The sequence below is a fragment of the Pseudoalteromonas sp. T1lg10 genome (assembly GCF_002964545.1).
In the GTDB taxonomy this organism is placed as follows: Bacteria; Pseudomonadota; Gammaproteobacteria; order Enterobacterales; family Alteromonadaceae; genus Pseudoalteromonas.
In genome coordinates, this window is the sequence record NZ_PQBV01000029.1 from 24584 (window position 1) to 42761 (window position 18178).

An 18178-nucleotide genomic window follows, 5' to 3' on the forward strand; every position below is an offset into this window, starting at 1 on the left:
TTATCATAAAAACTTTCCCGCTAGGACAAGGACTCCATGATATGATATCGGCCATTATTCACACCATGCAGTAACTATGATTCAAATCAGCGACATCGAGCTTTTACGCGGCCCAAAATGCCTGTTAAAAAATGCCAGTGCAACCCTCTTCCCACAACATAAAGTGGGCTTAGTGGGCAGTAATGGCTGTGGTAAATCGAGCCTGTTTGCCCTGCTTAAAGGCGAACTGCAACTCGATGCCGGTGAAGCCAAAATTCCCAAGGAATGGTCCATAGCCTCGGTTAAGCAGGAAACTCCGGCGCTGGATATCAGCGCCCTAGAGTATGTGTTGCAGGGCCATCCGCAATACTATGCGCTGCGCACCGAGCTCAAAGCAGCGGAACAAAGTGGCGACGGCGATACCCAGGCCAGGGTGCACCAACAGCTGGAATTGATGAAGGGTTACAGCATTGAGGCCAAGGCCGGAGAGCTGCTGCACGGTTTAGGCTTTTCCAATAATCAAATTGATTACTCGGTCAGCGACTTTTCCGGGGGCTGGCGTATGCGCCTCAACCTGGCGCAGGCGCTGATCCGCGATGCCGACCTGCTGTTGCTCGATGAACCGACCAACCACTTGGATCTCGATGCCGTGTACTGGCTCGAGCGCTTTTTGCGTGCCTACAGCGGCACCCTGGTACTTATCTCGCACGACCGAGAGTTTCTAGATGCCGTGGTCGGTGAAATCTGGCACATAGATCAACAGCTGATCAATGTGTACAAGGGCAATTACTCCCAGTTTGAACGCCAAAAGGCCGAGCGTTTGGCCCAGCATCAGGCGCAATTTGTTAAACAACAGGAACAAATTGCCCATTTAGAAAAGTTTATCGCCCGCTTTAAGGCCAAGGCCAGTAAGGCCAAACAGGCCCAAAGCCGGGTTAAGGCCTTAGAGCGCATGGAAAAGCTGGCCCCAGCCCATGTCGACTCACCGTTCGACTTTAGCTTTGCCGAGCCCGATGCCCTGCCCAATCCCTTGATCGCCCTTGATGGCGCCCAGGCCGGCTATGGCGACACCACCATTTTGCACAGCATTAAGCTCAACCTGGTACCGGGTAGCCGCATCGCCCTGCTCGGTCGCAATGGTGCCGGTAAATCCACACTGATCAAATTACTGGCTCAAGAGATCAAACCTCAGGCCGGTGAGGTGTTTTATCACCAGGGCCTCAAGGTGGGTTACTTTGCTCAGCATCAGTTGGAAGCCCTGGATTTAGAGGCCAGCCCGGTGACCCACCTGCAACGCCTGGACCCGCAGGCCAGCGAGCAGTCGCTGCGTGATTTCCTTGGCGGCTTTGCCTTTATCGGCGATAAGGCGCTGGAGGCGGTAGCGCCCTTCTCCGGCGGCGAGAAAGCCCGCCTGGTGTTGGCCATGCTGGTCTATCAAAAGCCAAACCTGCTGTTACTGGATGAGCCTACCAACCACCTGGACTTGGAAATGCGTCATGCCCTGGTTATGGCATTGCAAGGTTTTGAAGGCGCCATGGTGACGGTATCGCACGACCGCCATCTGTTAAAGAACACCGCCGATGAGTTTTATCTGGTCGACAGCGGCGAAGTGAGCCAGTTTGGTTATGATCTCGATGCCTATTACCAATGGCTGCTTAAGGCCAATCAGGCGGAAAAACCTGCACAAAACAATGAAGATAAGGCCCATTCTAGCGCCAACCGCAAGGAGCAAAAGCGCAAGGAAGCCGAGTTTCGCAAGCAGGTGCAGCCGCTGAAAAAAGCCATTGAGAAGCTGGAGAAGCAGCTTGATAAGCTCAGCCCACAGCTAAGCGAGATAGAGCAGCAACTCAGCGATAACAGCCTGTATGAAGAGCAGCATAAGGAAAAGCTCAAGCAACTTCTGGCACAGCAAACCGAAGCGGCAAAACAGCAGGAGCAGGTGGAAGAAGAACTGCTGGAGCTGATGACCGAGCTCGAAGAACAAGAGCAGGCCTTCTATGAGCAAGATTAGCGCCGCAGAGTTTTGGCGCTTTAGCCTGACTGTGTACGCCAATCCCCAGGTGCAAAAAGCCCTGTTGCAGTGGCAGGACGAGTACGACCTGAACGTCAACCTCAGCCTGCTTCTGGCCTATTTAGACTGCCACCAGCAAGCCCTGGACTCTTCCCAGTTGCAAGCGCTGCAAACGGCCATAGCGCCCTTTAACCAGCTTGCCCTTAAACCCCTGCGCCAGGTGCGCGCCGAGGTTAAGGCGCAGCAGGGGTCACTGCCCGACTACCCGGCACTGCGCCAGCAGTTACTCGACCTCGAACTGCAATTTGAACGCCAGCAGCAAATGCAGTTGGTACAGGCCTGTAACACCCTGAAACTGCGCTCTGAGAGTAAGACCAACAACCTGGCTTTGTATCTACCCAGCTCCCTACTGCCGCTAAATGCTGATCTGGATCAAGCTCTGCACGCAATCACAGACTAACCCTAAAATAACCTTGATCTAGGTCATATTGCCACCGGCTCGGCTCTCCTACACTAGCCATATCAAAGGAACAGGAGACGCCATCATGCAAGTATTCTTTCGAGACTTTTTCTCAGACCCGGTGCTGTTTATGTCTTTCGGCATACTGACTGTAGTGATTTTACTTTGCTTGTTCTATGTGGGCTATTTCGTGAAGAAAGTCATGGACGCCGAGGTTCCTGAAGGAAACTAATTACCCCGCCACGGGTCAAGCTTATACGCCCTTGGCTACCAACCAAATTAAGCACGACGCACAAAGCCTCCTCTAATCTTGCATTAGCGGAGGCTTTATTTTTATCCGATAAAAATGAGCATGTCGCCAAACTTTGTTACTATAGTGCGCGATGTATTCTGATTTTGTTGGTAAATATTCAGTGAGTAACCACTTTACCCCTGCCTGGTGGATGCCCGGCCGCCACCTTCAAACCATTTTACCGCGCTTTTTTCGCCCCGGTTTTAAGGTGAATGTCAGCCGCGAAATCATCACCACGGAAGATGACGACTTTCTCGATCTTGCCTGGGCACAACCGGCCCAGCCGGATAAACCACTGGTGATCATCCTCCATGGTCTGGAGGGTAATATCGACAGCTTTTATGCCAAGGGCATGATGCTGGCGTTGCAAGCGACAGGGATGGATGCGGTGCTGATGCATTTTCGCAACTGCTCCGGCGAACCAAACCGACAAACCCGCGCCTATCACAGCGGCGAAACTCAGGATTTAGGCTTTTTTATCCGCACTCTGCAGCAACGTTTTCCCGGACGTGCCTTAGCGGCGGTCGGCTTTTCACTCGGCGGCAACGTCCTGGCCAAATACCTGGGTGAGCAGCGCGAGCACAGTGGTCTTAAGGCCGCGGCGGTGATCAGCGCCCCTCATGATTTATCCAGCTCCTGTCAGGTGATCCGCAAAAGCCTGGGCAAAATTTATCAGCACTACCTGCTTGGCCGCATGAAAAAGTCCATGACCCGCAAGCTGCCGCACTTAAAAGGCGCGCTTGATATGAGTGCCGAGCAGCTCAACAGCATAAATGACCTGTGGCAGTTTGACGATATGATCACCGCGCCCCTGCATGGTTTTAACGGCGCCGAGGATTACTACCAAAAAAGCAGTGCCAAGCCGTACCTTAAACATATTGCCACCCCGACCCTGATAATTCATGCCGAAGACGACCCCATGCTGGCAACGCCGGCGGTACCGCGTCCGCAAGATGTCTCCGCCGCCGTTGATTTACGCGTATCGGCCAAGGGCGGGCATGTGGGCTTTATCAGTTGCAGCGGCTGGTTTAAACCGGAATTTTGGTTAGAGCAAACCGTACCCCAATACTTCTTAGAGCAATTAGAAAACGCATGATCATTCCCTACCAAGAATTAAGTAAAGAAGCACTTACCAACCTCATAGAGCAATTTATTCTTCGCGAAGGCACCGACTATGGTGAAACCGAGGTGGACAAGGAAACGAAAATCGAACAGGTGCTTGGCCTGATAAAAAGCGGCGAGGCACTGATCGTTTACTCGGAACTCCATGAAGAAGTAAACATTATGAGCGCCCAGCAGTTTAAGCAAATGCAGGCAGAGGAAGGCGACTATCACATTGATAGGGATGAGTTTTAAGCAGTGATAATTTCATACTGACTTATAGCAACTCGCCACACTTTGTTGATAAAGTAACGAACAATAACTATACAAACTACGACAAGGACAGTTTATGAGAATATCTTTAATTTTACTGCTGGTATTGGTTTTGAGTGCGTGTGTTGACCACCCTGAGGTAAAAGGGCTCGACATAGTATCAATAGAGCAAACCGCAGAAACCCTGCGCGCTGGCGCACAGTCAGAAAGCACCACCTTAACTGAGGATCAAATTCCCGCCGCTATTAAAGCACTCAAGCCAAAAGAAGTGCGGGTAGATAATGTGGGAGTTTATATTGTCTTGCAAAGAAACCCTCTCCAAGAAAGTGGCTTATATATATCACCTTTATGGGGTGGCATTACAAGTGTCAGTGGTGGCGCAAATTGGATGCCTGAAATGAAAAAAGTGCAGGGCATAACTTACACATACATCCTTTAGGAATAGAAGCTTCGTCGTAGACGGTTGAGCTCAATACATCACACTCATAATCCAAAGAGGAAGTCTTATGTCTCTCATTGCGCAAACTCCTAAACCGCCCTACTACACCGTTATTTTTACCTCGGTGCGCACCGAGATAGATGAAGGCTATGGCGACACCGCCACCCGCATGGTGGAGCTGGCCGAGCAACAGCCCGGCTTTTTAGGCGTCGAATCTGCTCGCGAGGAAGTGGGCATCACCGTCTCCTACTGGGCCGATCTGGAATCGATAAAAAACTGGAAGCGCAATATGGAGCACCTTGCAGCGCAAAAGCTTGGACGCGAAAAATGGTATGCGGCGTTTAAATTGCGGATCGCTAAGGTCGAACGGGATTATGGGATGTAGAATTTCCATTTTGAATGTTAGAAGCTGGTACCAGCACAAATTTGACTATTTTAAACACTGATACAATAAGTCCCCATAACCCCAAACCGCAGTTCCAACTATGGGCATCACCAACACCAAAGACTTACTAATAAAAATCAATGACCTAAGCTCTTTCTCAGCGTTTAATTCACTAAGACTGGCAAGCCCAAAAGAACCGCGGTAGACGAAAAGATCACCAAACACCGCTAGCATAGTGACAATCGATCCAGCTCTTTGAAACCAAACTTTTGGTTCATCACATAAAGGCATTAGCCACCCTTGCCAAGCCGCAACCAACAAAAAACCTGAGACAATAGACAAGGCGATTATTAGAGCAATGCTCTTTATTATGTTCCATTTAATTTTGTTCACCACTGAAGTTCCCTATTACTTTTTCTATAAAATTGCAGAATGTTAGATTAGTATTCTAATCAAGATCAAAGAGTTACAGCCAGCAAGATTTTGGGGACTACCTTATTCATAGCAAGACTAACTACACAATCCTAACTCACAGGTATCGATCTCCCCGTTTAGATTCGCGCTGGAGAAATCGGCTTTTGCTGCAAAGCGTGGCTAGGACAGTGAGGCATGGATGCCGAGCTAGATTTACCGGCACAGGGATGGGCCGTTAAATCGTGTCATAGCCACAGCGGAGCGTTTAGCAAAAACCCGAGTTCGCAAGCATTAGCGAATCACGGGTGCCCTAGGAGTTCTTAGAGGAAATGGGCAAGCATTTCCTCTAAGCCGGCGTCGGCGGCCCGACAAGACCTTCAAATTCGATGTAAACTCGGTTGCAACTACTAGGTTGTCGGCCTAAAAGGCCGACCTACAAATGCCTCCAAGTGCGTGCCTGCACACTTTAATCTCATATTCTTGTCTTACCCCGAAAATGTGGCCACAATGGGCACCAAATTCAATAATAACAATGAGCGGCTATTATGAAATTCACCACCCTCAGCGCGGCCCTAGCGCTGGCTCTTGGCAGCCTTAGCGTTGCCGCACAGGAAGTGCATCAGGCTTCTGAAAAAGCCATTAAACTGGCGCAAGAAAACATCCTTATCGACACCCATATTGATGTCCCTTACCGCATTCATAACAAATGGGATGACGTCAGCAAGGCCACCGAGCGCGGTGATTTCGATTACCCTCGCGCCATTGAAGGTGGTTTAAACGCGCCCTTCATGTCTATCTATATTCCAGCCAACTTGGAATTCGAAGGCAAAGGCAAAAGCTATGAACTGGCCAATCAGCTGATCGATATGATGGAAGCGCTGGCCTATCGCGCCCCGGACAAGTTCGCCATTGCCGACTCGGTCGCAGATGTGGAAAAGCAATTTAAAGACGGCGTGATGTCGCTGGCCATGGGTATGGAAAATGGCTCCCCCATCGAAGGCGAGATTAAGAACCTGCACCACTTCTATGAGCGTGGCGTGCGTTATATCACCTTGGCGCATTCGCAAAGCAACCATATTTCCGACTCCAGCTATGATATTCGCCGTAAATGGAAGGGCCTAAGCCCATTCGGTAAAGAGCTGGTCACCGAGATGAATAATATCGGCATGCTGATCGATGTCTCGCATATCTCGGATGCGGCCTTCTATCAGGTGATGGAGCTGTCTAAGGTGCCCGTGATTGCCTCACACTCCTCGCTACGTAAATACACGCCGGGTTTTGAGCGCAATATGGATGACGACATGCTGCTGGCACTGAAAAAGAACGGCGGTGTAATCCAAATTAACTTCGGTTCCAGCTTTGTGACCAGCAGCGCAAATAGCTGGTACGACCGTCGCGATGAGGCCCAGGATAAGGCCAAAGAAGCGGGCAAGGACACCACCGACTTTAAGGCGGCCTACCTGAAGAAGAACCCCTTCCCATTCGCCAGCCTGGAGCAGGTGTTAGATCATATCGACCACGTGGTGAAACTGATCGGCATCGAGCATGTGGGCATTGGCTCTGACTACGATGGTGTGGGTGACTCACTGCCGGTGGGCCTTAAAGACGTATCCAGCTACCCTAACCTGGTACAAGGTTTATTGGACCGTGGCTATAGCGATGCGGATATCAAAAAGATCCTTGGCGAAAATATGCTGCGCGTATGGCGTCAAGCAGAGGCGTTTGCCCAGGCTAACTAAGCCTTCTCATTTTAATAAAAAAGCCCGGGCAATTGCCTGGGCTTTTTTATTAGTTTCGCCAAAGGACAATGGCCACTAGGTACCACAAAAGGTTTGATAACTGTCGTCTTCGCCCAGCTCTGGCGGCTGCTGTAAATATGCATGCTCGGGGTCAAGGCAATAAGGGTTGCGAATGGCCGCCAGCAGCGGCGCCAGCTTGTCGCTGTGACCCTGACGCTCAAAGTCGGCTATCACCTCTTCCACCCTGTGATTGCGGGGGATCACCTGCGGATTTGCCGCACTCATCAACGCCGCACTGTGCTCCTTGTGCCCGGCTACGCACGCCTGCCAGCGCGCCAGCCAATCTCCCAAGGCTGAAACTAGGTGATCTGGCAGCTCTGTGCCCTGTTGACTGTAGTCGGTGAGCGCCGCAAAGGTATTGGTGTAATCCAACTGCTCTTTTTGCATTACCCCCAATAGCTCATCCACCAGCGTCTCTGCATCGTTATCCTCGGCCATGAGCCCCAGTTTTTGTAGCCACATGGCTTTAAGGGCGGCATTAAACTTGTCGCCGAAGGTGCCAAGCACCTGGGTTAACTCTGCCACCGCCTGGTCACGTTCGACGCTAAAGAGATCGATCAAGGTTTCGGCGAAACGCGCCAGGTTCCAACTGGCGATCTGCGGCTGATTGCCAAAGGCATAGCGACCGGTGCGGTCGATGGAGCTAAACACCCGGCCAAAATCAAAGCCGTTCAACATGGCGCAGGGGCCATAATCTATGGTTTCACCACTGACCAGGGTATTGTCGGTGTTCATCACCCCATGAATAAAGCCGATGCGCAGCCAGTGCACAATCAGTTCGATTTGCTTATCCATCACCGCACTAAAGAGTGCCAACAAGCGCTCATCCCCGTTCAGCGCAGCCAGCTCAGGGTAATGACGGGTTATGGTCAGCTCCACCAGCTGGGCCAGGCCTTGCTCATCCTGCTGCGCGGCTAAAAACTGAAAGCTGCCAACGCGAATATGGCTGCTGGCCACCCGCGTCACTATGGCGCCGGCGCTGGGCTGTTGTCGCATCACCGTCTCGCCGCTCAGCGCCACACTGAAACAGCGCGTGGTAGGCACCTTTAATGCCGCCAATGCTTCGCTCATAATAAATTCGCGCACCGCCGGGCCAATACCACAAAGGCCATCGCCACCGCGGGAAAACTGGGTTGCTCCTGAGCCCTTTAATTGCAAATCCCAGCTCAGCCCCTGCGGGTCGGTAACGGCACCAAGCAAATGAGCCCGACCGTCGCCGAGCAAGGGCACGTAATTGCCAAACTGGTGACCGGCATAAGCCAAGGCATTAGCAGCCGGATGAGACTGACCGCTGGCAAGCTGGGCTTTAGTGGTTTCGTCCTCGCTCAGCCCCAGCGTTTTCGCCAACGCACTATTCCACAGCAACAGCTGCGGCTGACTAAACTGACGCACCTGGGCGCTGTGACTCAGGGCGCCAATATGGGCATAGGGGTTATTTAGCTTCATAGCTATCCTTAGTTGGTTTGCATACCAACATAATTGTCGCCAACGCTAAAGGCGATAAGCTGGCTTAGCTCCGTTAAGGAGCGGCCACTTTGCTGCTGCAGCTCATTAAACATGCCTTGTATGGCTTGCAGGGAGCGCTTCGAGTGCAGACCGCCGTCGATCACCTCATTGGCACGGCAATAGGCTTCCACATCGCGCGACAACATAAAGGTGTCTTTACCTAAAGCTCGCAGGGCAAAAGCGCCGGTATTGCCACCGAGGCGAGCGCCGTGCTTTTTCAAATATAACCAAAGGCCGGTAATGTCCTCGCTCGGCCACTGGGCAACAAAGTCGCTAAAGCTGCCATGCTCTTGTGCTACTTCATGGATCATTAGACAATTAATAGGCAAGGTTTGCACTTTTTTAAAGTTGCGCACAATACGTTCATCGCTGGCCTTTTGCTCCAGCATTTCCGGCGCCATCATCAGTAATTTCTCAACGCTAAAATCCCAGAACACCTCGCGAAAGCCCGGCCATTTGGCATTGATCACCGCCCAATAAAAGCCACTTTGAAAGATTTTTCGGGTGAACTCTTCTAACCAGATATCATCGGTTAGTTGCTTTAATTGCTCGGTGGTTTTTGGCTTACTGAGTAAGGCTTCCAGTTGCGCCTGTGAGCCCTTGCGCTCAAGCGCACGCTGATAAATAGATTGATATTTTTCCATCTGCTGCTGGGTCTTTTTAGTGTGAGGGAGACATTAAAACATGCTTTGTACAATGACAAAAAGGGTTATACCCATTGCGCCAACCTGAAGATCAAACTACAGCCCCATAAAGGTGCCGTTATTTTGCCGTGCCACCTCACGCATCAGGGTGGAAAACTTCACCATATCCGCTGACGCGCCCATATTGCGCTTAAAGGCGATGCCATGAATACGGGCGATAGGTGTGCCGCCGGTACTGCGATTAAGCCGGTTAATTTGCGCTAAGGCATCGTCGTAACTGGTGCCGGTAAAGTCATCGCCAAAGACATAAAGCGCGAGATCCCCCTGATAGCGGGCATAGGCCTTGAGGCTGGCGGCAATGCCCTCCACCGGCGAGCTGTTCGAGCTGCCATGCCATTGCTGTAAGCCTCGCAGTACCCCGGCGCGCTGCGCCCGACTGTCGCTGCGCCAGGTACCAAGGGAGCGCCCGCCCAGCACCTCACCATTGTCGGACAACACTTGAAAGCCCTGCACCTTGGGATGATTATTTAGCACCTCGTCCATGGTTCTCAGTACCCGCGGCCACATGGTCTTCATCGAACCCGAGGTATCGATAATAAAGACCACATAATTGCTGTCGACGGGAATACCGCCCACCTCGTCATCGCGCACCCTGGCACGCGGAGCATTGATGGCGGCACGCTGACGCTCCACCAGGGTTTGCTCCAGCCCGGAGGCGGCATCGGTCAACTGCTGCACCTTATCCTTGGCCCGTGCCAGTTGTGTCTGCAAGGCCATCTGCTGCTCGGCATTACTGGCCCCCTGCGCCTCGGCGGCGGCCAGTTGCTCCGCACCCTCGCTCAAGGCCTGCTGTAATTGCTGTACGCTGCGCTCGGCCCCGTCCAGGGCTCGAACCAGGGTGGCAATTTGACTGGCGTCATTAAACTCACCCTGATCGCCATTTTTAGCCAGCAGGATCAGCATCACCACAGCGCCAAACGCACAGGAAATAATGTCTAAAAAAGACAGGCTAAAGATTTCTACCGGTTCACGCCGCTTCATGGCCAGCTCCGCGCCGGGGCTATCATCAAACCGCCGGTGTTATTGGCCCAGTTCCAGTAGAGTGCCGGAGCCAGCGGATCTCCTTCCAAAGGCAGCAAGACAATGTGGGTCGGTACCTTGGGCGCGGCTTGGGCGATGCTGAACTGATGGATTCTGGCACGACAATCGCCATCTATGGTTTTCATATTACCGGTAAGGGGTTGGCAGTTTTTTGTTTCACGAAACCCTTGGGCGCCGGACATCATGGTCGGCAAGCCATCGGTGATAATATAGAGCGCATCCATATCGGCAAAGGTGCTCTTGATGGTGTTTAAGGCGGTATATAGGTCGGTGCCATTTTCCGGCACCAGGGCGTCAATGTCCTTAACCAAGGACTGCATGCTGGCCTCCACCTTGGCCGAGTTGATGGCCCTGTTGCCCAGCACCTGAGCACCGGAATTAAAGGCGACCACGCTGACCTGAGACTGCTTCGGCACCCGTGCCAGCAACCATTTCGCTACCCGCTTGGTACGCTGCCATTTTGGCCCCTGTTGCTTTTGTTGTGCGGGCCCGAGCTTACGGCGTATCACCTTGATCAGCTGCTCGTCCGTCATCGAGGCGCTGTGATCGATCAAAATGCCTATACGCTGACCTTCAACCTTGAGGCCCAATAAGTAATTCTCCTCACCACCACCCTTTAGCTCAATGGGGTCATCCGCCTGTTTCGGCGCCGCCGCGGCTACCGACTGCTGTAACTGCGCCACCACCGCTTGTTGATTTTGCAAGGCCTGCCTGGCCGCTTGCTGCATTAGCTTTAACGCGGCCACGCGCTCGCTGTTATCACTGTTTTGCGCTTGCGCCGCGGCCAGCGCTTGCGCCACCTCATCCAGCTCCTGCTGCAAGGCACTGGCCTGCTCCTCGGTGGCGGCGAGCTTTTGCTGCAGTCGCTCTATTTCGGTGCTGGGTACCGAGATTGAGGCCTGAAACTTGATGACGATAAGGATCATCAAAACGGCGCCCAAGCCACAAGCCATAACATCGAGAAAGGACAGGTTTAACCCTTGTTCGCCGCGCCGCTTCAACATCTTGGCTACTTATGCAGATGGGTTAACAGATGGGTTTCACAGTTGTTCTTGGTTTTTAGCACCATTTCATCCTGGCGGTTATTAAGATGAAATAGCACATACATCAAGAGGATAGAAAGCAACAGCGAGACCAGGGTCGAGTTAAAGGCGACCCCGAGCTTATCCACCATACCGGCGATATCACCGGCCACCGCCTCTTCAGCTTTTGCCAGGGCCGAGCCAATACCGCGTACGGTGCCAACAAAACCAATACTGGGAATGGCCCAGATAAAGTAGCGAATGGTGGCGTTACCCGCCTCCAGTTGCGCCGCCAGAGATTCAACGCTATCACGAATAGCATCGGCGGCATGCTGCACATTTTGGGTGTTTTTATAGCGACGTAAGCAATTGATCCAGGTGGCCACAGAGCTATTTTTTGCACTCTCCCCTTCTTCTAAAAACGCCAGTGCTTCATCCACATTCAGCGCCTCCTCCTTGGGGAAAGAGCGCAGATAGTCAAAGGTAAAGACCGGCTCTTCCTTGGTGACGATACGATAATACTTGTAGCCCATCAGGATCAGACAGAACAACCCCAAGGTCATACAAGCCTGCTGCTCGGCATCTTTTAAGATCACCCAAAGATTAGTCGTGGCACCACTGCCATGGGCGGCAATAGCGGCTTCCGCCGCAGGGCGGATCACCCCTTGATACAGCAAGTGCACCACAACGACGGTAACAATAAAGATGCCGATAGACACCAGCGGCGGCAAATTCATGCGGGTATTGTCCGTTACCATAATGCGCTCCTTAGATATCCACCGGGAAGGTGGCCGGTGAGTCCAAACTGATTTTTGCCGCCATCGCGACCGAAGTGACGGCGCCGACCAAGACTAAGGCCAGCACCAGTAATATGCCTTTACGTTTCATACCTTACCTCTCATAACGGGCGATGCGAAAGCCTATGGTTTCACTGGGACCATCGGTAACGATTTTTAGCGCCGCCCGTAAATCCTGCAGTCGCCCGGACTGATAGTTGCCGCCCTTGGCAATATGGTTACCTCCACCCCCTGGGCCAAGATAATCCTTGTGCACCCGGTTCAAATCCGGGGTGACATAGGAGCTGACATCAAACACCCATTCACTAACATTACCGGCCAAGTCATAAAGACCGGCCTTATCAGCACGATAGCTGCCCACCGGCGCCTTACCCGCGTGGCTGTCCTGATAGTCAGCCAGATAAAATGCCTGCTTGCCCTTAAGGTTGGCATCGGCAAAGTTACCCGCTTCCTTAGGCACCCGCTCGCTGTCGCCCCACACATACTTGCTGGCGCGGGCACGCTTGGCTTTTTTCGCCAACCATTCCCATTCCGCCTCGCTCAGCAAACGATAACCCCGGGCTTTTTTATTGATACCCGTAAACTGGTTCTTAACGATACGGTAATAGGGTTCCAGGGCTTCTTGTTCACTGAGCCAGTTACAGTATTGTGCGGCGGCCAACCAACTGATATTAGTTACCGGCAATTGGGATTTAGGCACCTGCTTATCGAAAGCATGAAATTGCGCCTCGGTCACTTCATGTTTGGCTACCCAGACCGGTCGCGTGAAGTCGACCCGCACCTGGAACTCATTGCGCTGGCGACCCACTTCATTGGCTGGTGAGCCCAGGGTAAAGGGCGTCATATTAAATTGCTGCAGCTCCATGCCCAGAGTAGAAACAAATAGGGGGCGCCCCTCCTGACGGCGGGCATCAAACTCCGTTAGCAAGGTGACATCCACCGTAGAGGCGTGTTTGGCGCTTGGAGTCAGGGTTTTAACCACAGTACGATAGCCAGGTTTGCTCACCTTTATTTCATGAGCGGTAGCCGGCAGGATCTTGCTCAGCGGTGTTTTACCTCGTAACTGACCATTAATATAGACCTCGGCCTCGACATTGCTGCGCACGCTGACCTTGCCTTGCTCCGGCTTTAGGGTAATGGCATAGAATTTTTGCTCCTTGGGGGGCAGGATCACCTTGCTGTTAAAGCTGTAATAGCCTGGCTTGTCGTAGCGCACCCTGTGCATGGTATTGGCATCCACGGCGACATGCCCCGGCGCCACCTTCTGACCATCAATAAACAGGCTGCCACCCTCGGGATCCAGGGTTATCTCCAAATAGGCTTGTTCGGGTTTAAGTTGGTATTGGCGGGTAACACTCGAATATTGCTCGGTAATTTCCACATTCTCGATACTCGGCTCATAACCCGGCTTATGCAACTCCAGAATATAACTACCTCCGGCCAAGGTGTGTCGCAAAGGAGTTTTACCCAGGCTTTTACCACCCATATAGACCTCTGCGCCATTGGGAATGGATGCCAGATCCAGTACCCCGGAGATAGGAGCTAACTCAGGGCTTACCTCGGTCGTTTGCACCCGTGCCATTATCAGCGCCTGCTGCTGGTTTTGATAATAGGGATTTTCGATACTGAGCGTGTAATCGCCTTCACCCAGTGTCTCGCTAATGGTCGCCCCTTTGGCCAGCAAGCGGCCATCAACAACCCACAAGGTATGTTCGCCATAGGGCTGAGCGACCTTGCCCATCAAGGTACCTGGGCGGGGTTTGAGCTCTATAGTCACGGCGGCGGGGCTGGTGTCTGTCAGCACTAGCTCCTGAGCAAAATAGGTGGCAGAGGAGACCTTAATTTTCACGTCGCTGGCAAAGCGATAGACCAGCTCATCGGTCACAAAGCCAAACCCAGCAGTAATCTCAACCTGCGCCTGCTCTTGGGCCTCGACGGGCAAGACCTTAATAGCATGTCCCTTGGCGATAAACAGATAGATCACTATGGCCGCCACGCTCATCAGCGCCAGGCAGCTGGCGATCAGCAAGGGTAGCAAGCTGCTTTTTTGTCGTTGTTTTAATTGTGCGTCTAGCTCTGACATAACCACTAAATCCTTTGTGTACAGGCTATGGTAAGCGTAATTGGCGTATCCGTTGCGCTCACCTCAAGCTCATATTTCACACTGACATAACCCAATCTGCGCCCTTCAAGAGTATAACTGCCGGGTAAGAGCATCACTTGCTTTTGAGCAAACTCGCCAAGCTGGTCACCGCCATAAATGCGTACCTGGGTTTGCTCATCGGACAGCAAGGTCACGGCGATGGGAGTGCTAAAATGACTCAGGTGTTGATTCAACTCTTCGATACTGTTTGCCAATTGCCGCGAGTAAGGGGCATAGGGCTGGGCCTTAGTCAGCGCCGCCTCGGCTTGAGCGCGAATATTACTGTCGCTTAAACGCTCGGGGCGCGCCGTATAAATATTTAAAGCACGCTGCGCCGCCAATACCTGTTTGGCACGGGTCAACAAGTGGGTAATGGTGCTATCACCGGGGGCGCGCGCCAAATACTGTTGCGCTAGGCTCTCTACCTGCCGCCACTCTTGCTGTTCGCTGGCGGCAACTAACAGGGCGCGGGTGCGCTCGGTATTCAGCTGGCGCTGCTGTTTACTCAGTTGCGCGCGCAATAAATTCAGGGTGTCGCCGTCGGCTTTTAAACGCTGCAATTGTGTAATCGCCTGCTCGGCCAAGATAAAGTCTTGCTGTACCAAGGCCTGCTGCGCCTCTTTGACCGCCTGGGAAACTTGGCGTTTACGTATGCTTTCCTCGGCAGCATTAAGCTTATCCTGCAACTCCTGGTTTTCGGGTTGCAGCGCCACAAGTTGCGCCAACACCGCCGCCTGTTTATCTATATCGCGCTCCGCCATGGCCCCCTGATAATCACGCCTTAGACTTTGCTGCTGGGCAAAGGCCTGGATCTGCTGTTGCAAGGTATCGATGCGCGCATCCTCTTCATTGATCGCATACATCTTATCTACATAAAGCCTGGCTTCTTGCGGACGTTGCTCCTCTAGGGCCTTTAATGCCTGCTGATACCAGCTATCTATGGCTTGCTGCCATTGTACTGATAACTCGGTTGCCAGTTCATCGGCCTGCTGTAAATACACCTGAGCCTGACGAAACTGGCCTTGTGCAAAGGCCGTGAGGGCAACCTCAAAAGCACCTTTGGCCTGTACTTGTCGCTCGGGGGCGAAAGCAATCACCTGTTCGTTAGTTAGCAAGGCTTGGTGTTGCTGCTCAAAGGTTAAAATGGCCTGTTGCACTTGCTCACGCAGCACCTCGTTCGCAGCGCTATCAAGGGGAATAGCCAGTTCAGCACTTGGCACTGATGTGATGTGTGCCGAAGGCATCGCCGCATCCTCACTTAAGGCATACCAAACACTCACCGCCAACACTAAAGCCAGAGTTACAGCAACAACTAGCATATAGGTATTGAGCTTTGCCCCGCGGGCCGAGGTTTGCTGTTGCAGCTGCTGATCTAAGCTCGTCTTCTTATCTTCGCCCACCACTAATACCTTGTGTTCTTTATTACTGAAAATGGCAGGCGCTTAATTGGCACTGGTTTCAAGATGATACATCTTCCTTAAATGAGCTTTCCATTGCTGATACTGCTCGGCGGCGGTACCGCTTAATTCAACCTGCTGCTCGTTAAATTCCATTACCTGAGGACTAAGGGTTAAGTCCAGACCCTGACCCATTTCATCGATCACCGCTGAGGCCACTTTAAGGTTATGATTCGCTTGATAGGCATCCTTTAACAGCCAAACACTGCCCAGGGCACCGGCTGTTTTAGCCACCGAAGTGGAAGTTGAGTTACTGTTGTTGCCCAGCGCCAGGGCAGCTATAAAGCCTAGGGCACCGACCACGGCCTTGGTATTACGCTCGGCACGGGCCTCTCGTGCCCTGACAGCCTCGGGTAAGGTTTCACGCTGCCATTCGTGATAAGGATCATCTGTGCTTTGTTGGAATACATCGAACTGATCCTGGAGACGATCGACAAACAACATTTCTTGATTACGCAGCACCTCAATGCGTTGCAACATGGCATCGTCAGCCGCTGGCAGGCCATTAAGCTCATACTTGTAAAAACGGGTGCCGTTCTTACGGTCGATAGATACCTTGAGATAGTCCTTAAAGGCCTCGGGAGAATAATAATGGGCATAACGTACTAAAGTGGTGTTTTTCAAGGTCTGCTTTTGTTGCTCGGAAAGATCCATCAACAGCCGGTAAACATAGTCAGCCACCTGATCAAACACCGGCTGATAGGGATCTTTGCCTTCATTTAAGGCGTCGCGGAAATAACTCTTGGACACCTGATGCTCAAACTCTTCGCTATCCAGAGGCTCACCACTGCTATCGACCACGGTTACCTCAAGACGCACAAACTCGGAGTCAGAGTGCAATACCGTACCCAGCACGTATAAATCGGCACTGGTATTGGCATCGGGCACCACAGACACAGAGCCGAAAGCCTGAGTAGCAGCAATGGCGCGCTTGGTCTCTACCGCAAAGCGCTTGGCCTCGGCACGACGCAATTGCGGCCAAATATCCATTTCATCCAACTCATCATAATCGACCTTATTGCCGTCCATGGGTAAGCCTGGATCAAATACCGGCACCGCAACATCTAAAAAAATATCGCTCTGAGGTAGCGCCTTAGCTGTGCTGTATGAGTCCTGCCCCATTGCGTTCGGACCGACCGCTAGGGGAGCATTACGAGTATTCTTGTTTGAGGTCGATTGGCAGGCACTGAGGGTGACCATCATTATGATCAACAGCGCAGCTAGCCTATAAGGGTTCTTAGATATCATATCTCAATACCTTTGCTTACTTAGTGCAATTGTAGTCTTCATATTGCTTAATTAACGCCTGCTTGGTGGCATCGTTTGTTTCTTTGGTGATCTCTTCATAGAGCATGGTGCAAATAATAGAATCGTTATCCTTAGGCTTAACCACCTGTTGCGCCCGACCACCGCCGGATTTCATTTTTTCCTGCTCCTTGGTAAGCGCTGGATCTTGGGTTGATAAGGGCAATTCTTGGGTCATTTGTTCAGTACTAGTTCCTTGGGACTGAGACTGGGCCTGCGCGTCTTGCTGTTCCTGCCCCTGAGCCGATGCGCTGGCTTGGGCCTGATCGCTGGCCATTTGCTGCTGCACCTTATCCAAACAGGTGCTGTATTTATTTACCGAATCAAGCAGCGCATTTTCCATTAACTTAATACGCTCCTGCTTAGTCAAAGTAGCCGGATCGATTTCATCTATTTCCACGGCAGTACAGTCGTAAGCCGTTTGTATTGGCGCTTGCGACGCAGCCAGGGGCAGACCTGCAAGCAATAAGCATAACAACACAACTCGCATAGGCACTCCATTAAGCCAAACGGTGAAGAATTACCCTAATTATTACCTATTTGTATCGCTTTTCCTGTTATTAAGGCAAACAATTCATTGTAAGGTTTTGTTAGACGAAGAAGACCGAAGCACTGCTTCGCAGCTTCTGAGGTGACAAATCTGTCTGGAACAGATTTGAACAGCGTTAGCTGGCCCGAAGGGGTGAGTACAGGACGTATTCAATACTGCATGGCTGAAAGTGGAATTAAGTGAGTGAACAGTTTCACTCACGCCACTTGAAGGTGACGAGCTCTGCGAGGAGGGGGACAAGCGATGTAACCAGGCTACAGGGAAGTATTGTTAAAGCCACACTTAATCGTGCCGCTGCTTAAATAAGGTATGGGAGCCTGAGGGGGATCAGTTAACAAATGGACGGTTTAAAACCAAAAAACTTAAAACGCCAGAAAGTAAAAAACCCGCTCATTGAGCGGGTTTTTCTTAATAGGAGCCTGGTGATGACCTACTTTCACATGGCAAATGCCACACTATCATCGGCGCTGTTCCGTTTCACTGCTGAGTTCGGCATGGGG

Annotated in this window: 18 protein-coding genes; 8 read left to right on the forward strand and 10 right to left on the reverse strand. The window is 51.9% G+C overall.

Annotation, left to right across the window (positions count from 1 at the left end; translation table 11 throughout):
• The first annotated feature begins 76 nt into the window (after positions 1-76).
• The 7 genes from C2M17_RS08575 (at position 77) to C2M17_RS08600 (ending at position 4940) form a co-directional block, all read left to right on the forward strand.
• Complete coding sequence (locus C2M17_RS08575; RefSeq protein WP_105200414.1) at positions 77-1990, forward strand: ATP-binding cassette domain-containing protein; 1914 nt, start codon at positions 77-79, stop codon at positions 1988-1990.
• Positions 1977-2450 (forward strand): TIGR02444 family protein, encoded by a 474-nt coding sequence (locus C2M17_RS08580; RefSeq protein WP_105200415.1) that lies wholly within the window; start codon positions 1977-1979, stop codon positions 2448-2450. Before C2M17_RS08575 ends, C2M17_RS08580 begins: the two co-directional genes overlap by 14 nt.
• Positions 2451-2535: 85 nt before the next feature.
• On the forward strand, positions 2536-2682 hold the full coding sequence (locus C2M17_RS15845) for a DUF3149 domain-containing protein (RefSeq protein ID WP_158677986.1): 147 nt from the start codon (positions 2536-2538) through the stop codon (positions 2680-2682).
• A 181-nt stretch (positions 2683-2863) separates the two neighbouring features.
• Positions 2864-3838 (forward strand): hydrolase, encoded by a 975-nt coding sequence (locus C2M17_RS08585; protein ID WP_199774432.1) that lies wholly within the window; start codon positions 2864-2866, stop codon positions 3836-3838.
• A complete protein-coding gene (locus C2M17_RS08590; protein WP_105190304.1) occupies positions 3835-4098 on the forward strand; it encodes a YheU family protein in 264 nt (87 codons plus the stop codon). The genes C2M17_RS08585 and C2M17_RS08590 overlap by 4 nt, the downstream gene beginning before the upstream one ends.
• Positions 4099-4192: 94 nt before the next feature.
• Positions 4193-4555, forward strand: coding sequence for a hypothetical protein (locus C2M17_RS08595; protein WP_105200416.1), 363 nt, complete (start codon positions 4193-4195; stop codon positions 4553-4555).
• Positions 4556-4622: 67 nt separating this feature from the next.
• Positions 4623-4940: an antibiotic biosynthesis monooxygenase family protein gene (locus C2M17_RS08600; protein WP_105200417.1), complete on the forward strand. Its 318-nt coding sequence runs from the start codon at positions 4623-4625 to the stop codon at positions 4938-4940.
• Between the two features lie 45 nt (positions 4941-4985).
• Here C2M17_RS08600 and C2M17_RS08605 read toward each other — a convergent pair whose 3' ends face one another.
• The gene (locus tag C2M17_RS08605) at positions 4986-5336 is read right to left on the reverse strand and encodes a hypothetical protein (RefSeq protein WP_105200418.1); all 351 of its coding nucleotides are present in this window, start codon (positions 5334-5336) and stop codon (positions 4986-4988) included.
• 563 nt (positions 5337-5899) lie between these two features.
• Here C2M17_RS08605 and C2M17_RS08610 point away from each other — a divergent pair.
• The gene (locus C2M17_RS08610) at positions 5900-7093 is read left to right on the forward strand and encodes a dipeptidase (protein WP_105200419.1); all 1194 of its coding nucleotides are present in this window, start codon (positions 5900-5902) and stop codon (positions 7091-7093) included.
• Positions 7094-7168: 75 nt separating this feature from the next.
• On the opposite strand, the gene C2M17_RS08615 is transcribed toward C2M17_RS08610, so the two are convergent.
• The 9 genes from C2M17_RS08615 to C2M17_RS08655 form a co-directional block, all read right to left on the reverse strand.
• Positions 7169-8599, reverse strand: coding sequence for a protein adenylyltransferase SelO (locus tag C2M17_RS08615; protein ID WP_105200420.1), 1431 nt, complete (start codon positions 8597-8599; stop codon positions 7169-7171).
• 8 nt (positions 8600-8607) lie between these two features.
• Positions 8608-9303, reverse strand: coding sequence for a DNA-3-methyladenine glycosylase I (locus C2M17_RS08620; protein ID WP_105200421.1), 696 nt, complete (start codon positions 9301-9303; stop codon positions 8608-8610).
• Positions 9304-9399: 96 nt separating this feature from the next.
• Positions 9400-10344 carry a hypothetical protein gene (locus C2M17_RS08625; protein ID WP_105200422.1) on the reverse strand — a complete coding sequence of 315 codons (945 nt, stop codon included), beginning with the start codon at positions 10342-10344 and terminating at the stop codon, positions 9400-9402.
• Complete coding sequence (locus C2M17_RS08630; protein ID WP_105200423.1) at positions 10341-11408, reverse strand: vWA domain-containing protein; 1068 nt, start codon at positions 11406-11408, stop codon at positions 10341-10343. Before C2M17_RS08630 ends, C2M17_RS08625 begins: the two co-directional genes overlap by 4 nt.
• Before the next feature lie 5 nt (positions 11409-11413).
• Positions 11414-12184, reverse strand: coding sequence for a MotA/TolQ/ExbB proton channel family protein (locus C2M17_RS08635; protein WP_105200424.1), 771 nt, complete (start codon positions 12182-12184; stop codon positions 11414-11416).
• A 133-nt stretch (positions 12185-12317) separates the two neighbouring features.
• Positions 12318-14306: a PEGA domain-containing protein gene (locus C2M17_RS08640; protein ID WP_105200425.1), complete on the reverse strand. Its 1989-nt coding sequence runs from the start codon at positions 14304-14306 to the stop codon at positions 12318-12320.
• Between the two features lie 5 nt (positions 14307-14311).
• Positions 14312-15766, reverse strand: a complete 1455-nt coding sequence (locus tag C2M17_RS08645; RefSeq protein ID WP_105200426.1) for a hypothetical protein — start codon at positions 15764-15766, stop codon at positions 14312-14314.
• A 42-nt stretch (positions 15767-15808) separates the two neighbouring features.
• The gene (locus C2M17_RS08650; RefSeq protein ID WP_233997947.1) at positions 15809-17071 is read right to left on the reverse strand and encodes a hypothetical protein; all 1263 of its coding nucleotides are present in this window, start codon (positions 17069-17071) and stop codon (positions 15809-15811) included.
• Between the two features lie 16 nt (positions 17072-17087).
• Positions 17088-17618 (reverse strand): hypothetical protein, encoded by a 531-nt coding sequence (locus C2M17_RS08655; protein ID WP_105200428.1) that lies wholly within the window; start codon positions 17616-17618, stop codon positions 17088-17090.
• Between the last annotated feature and the right edge of the window lie 560 nt (positions 17619-18178).

Coding starts and splice junctions, on each gene's coding strand:
- C2M17_RS08600 (WP_105200417.1), top strand. CDS start 4,623: ATGTCTCTCATTGCGCAAACTCCTAAACCGCCCTACTACACCGTTATT.
- C2M17_RS08640 (WP_105200425.1), bottom strand. CDS start 14,306: ATGTCAGAGCTAGACGCACAATTAAAACAACGACAAAAAAGCAGCTTG.
- C2M17_RS08590 (WP_105190304.1), top strand. CDS start 3,835: ATGATCATTCCCTACCAAGAATTAAGTAAAGAAGCACTTACCAACCTC.
- C2M17_RS08580 (WP_105200415.1), top strand. CDS start 1,977: ATGAGCAAGATTAGCGCCGCAGAGTTTTGGCGCTTTAGCCTGACTGTG.
- C2M17_RS08625 (WP_105200422.1), bottom strand. CDS start 10,344: ATGAAGCGGCGTGAACCGGTAGAAATCTTTAGCCTGTCTTTTTTAGAC.
- C2M17_RS08615 (WP_105200420.1), bottom strand. CDS start 8,599: ATGAAGCTAAATAACCCCTATGCCCATATTGGCGCCCTGAGTCACAGC.
- C2M17_RS08630 (WP_105200423.1), bottom strand. CDS start 11,408: ATGTTGAAGCGGCGCGGCGAACAAGGGTTAAACCTGTCCTTTCTCGAT.
- C2M17_RS15845 (WP_158677986.1), top strand. CDS start 2,536: ATGCAAGTATTCTTTCGAGACTTTTTCTCAGACCCGGTGCTGTTTATG.
- C2M17_RS08575 (WP_105200414.1), top strand. CDS start 77: ATGATTCAAATCAGCGACATCGAGCTTTTACGCGGCCCAAAATGCCTG.
- C2M17_RS08595 (WP_105200416.1), top strand. CDS start 4,193: ATGAGAATATCTTTAATTTTACTGCTGGTATTGGTTTTGAGTGCGTGT.
- C2M17_RS08650 (WP_233997947.1), bottom strand. CDS start 17,071: ATGATATCTAAGAACCCTTATAGGCTAGCTGCGCTGTTGATCATAATG.
- C2M17_RS08620 (WP_105200421.1), bottom strand. CDS start 9,303: ATGGAAAAATATCAATCTATTTATCAGCGTGCGCTTGAGCGCAAGGGC.
- C2M17_RS08610 (WP_105200419.1), top strand. CDS start 5,900: ATGAAATTCACCACCCTCAGCGCGGCCCTAGCGCTGGCTCTTGGCAGC.
- C2M17_RS08635 (WP_105200424.1), bottom strand. CDS start 12,184: ATGGTAACGGACAATACCCGCATGAATTTGCCGCCGCTGGTGTCTATC.
- C2M17_RS08655 (WP_105200428.1), bottom strand. CDS start 17,618: ATGCGAGTTGTGTTGTTATGCTTATTGCTTGCAGGTCTGCCCCTGGCT.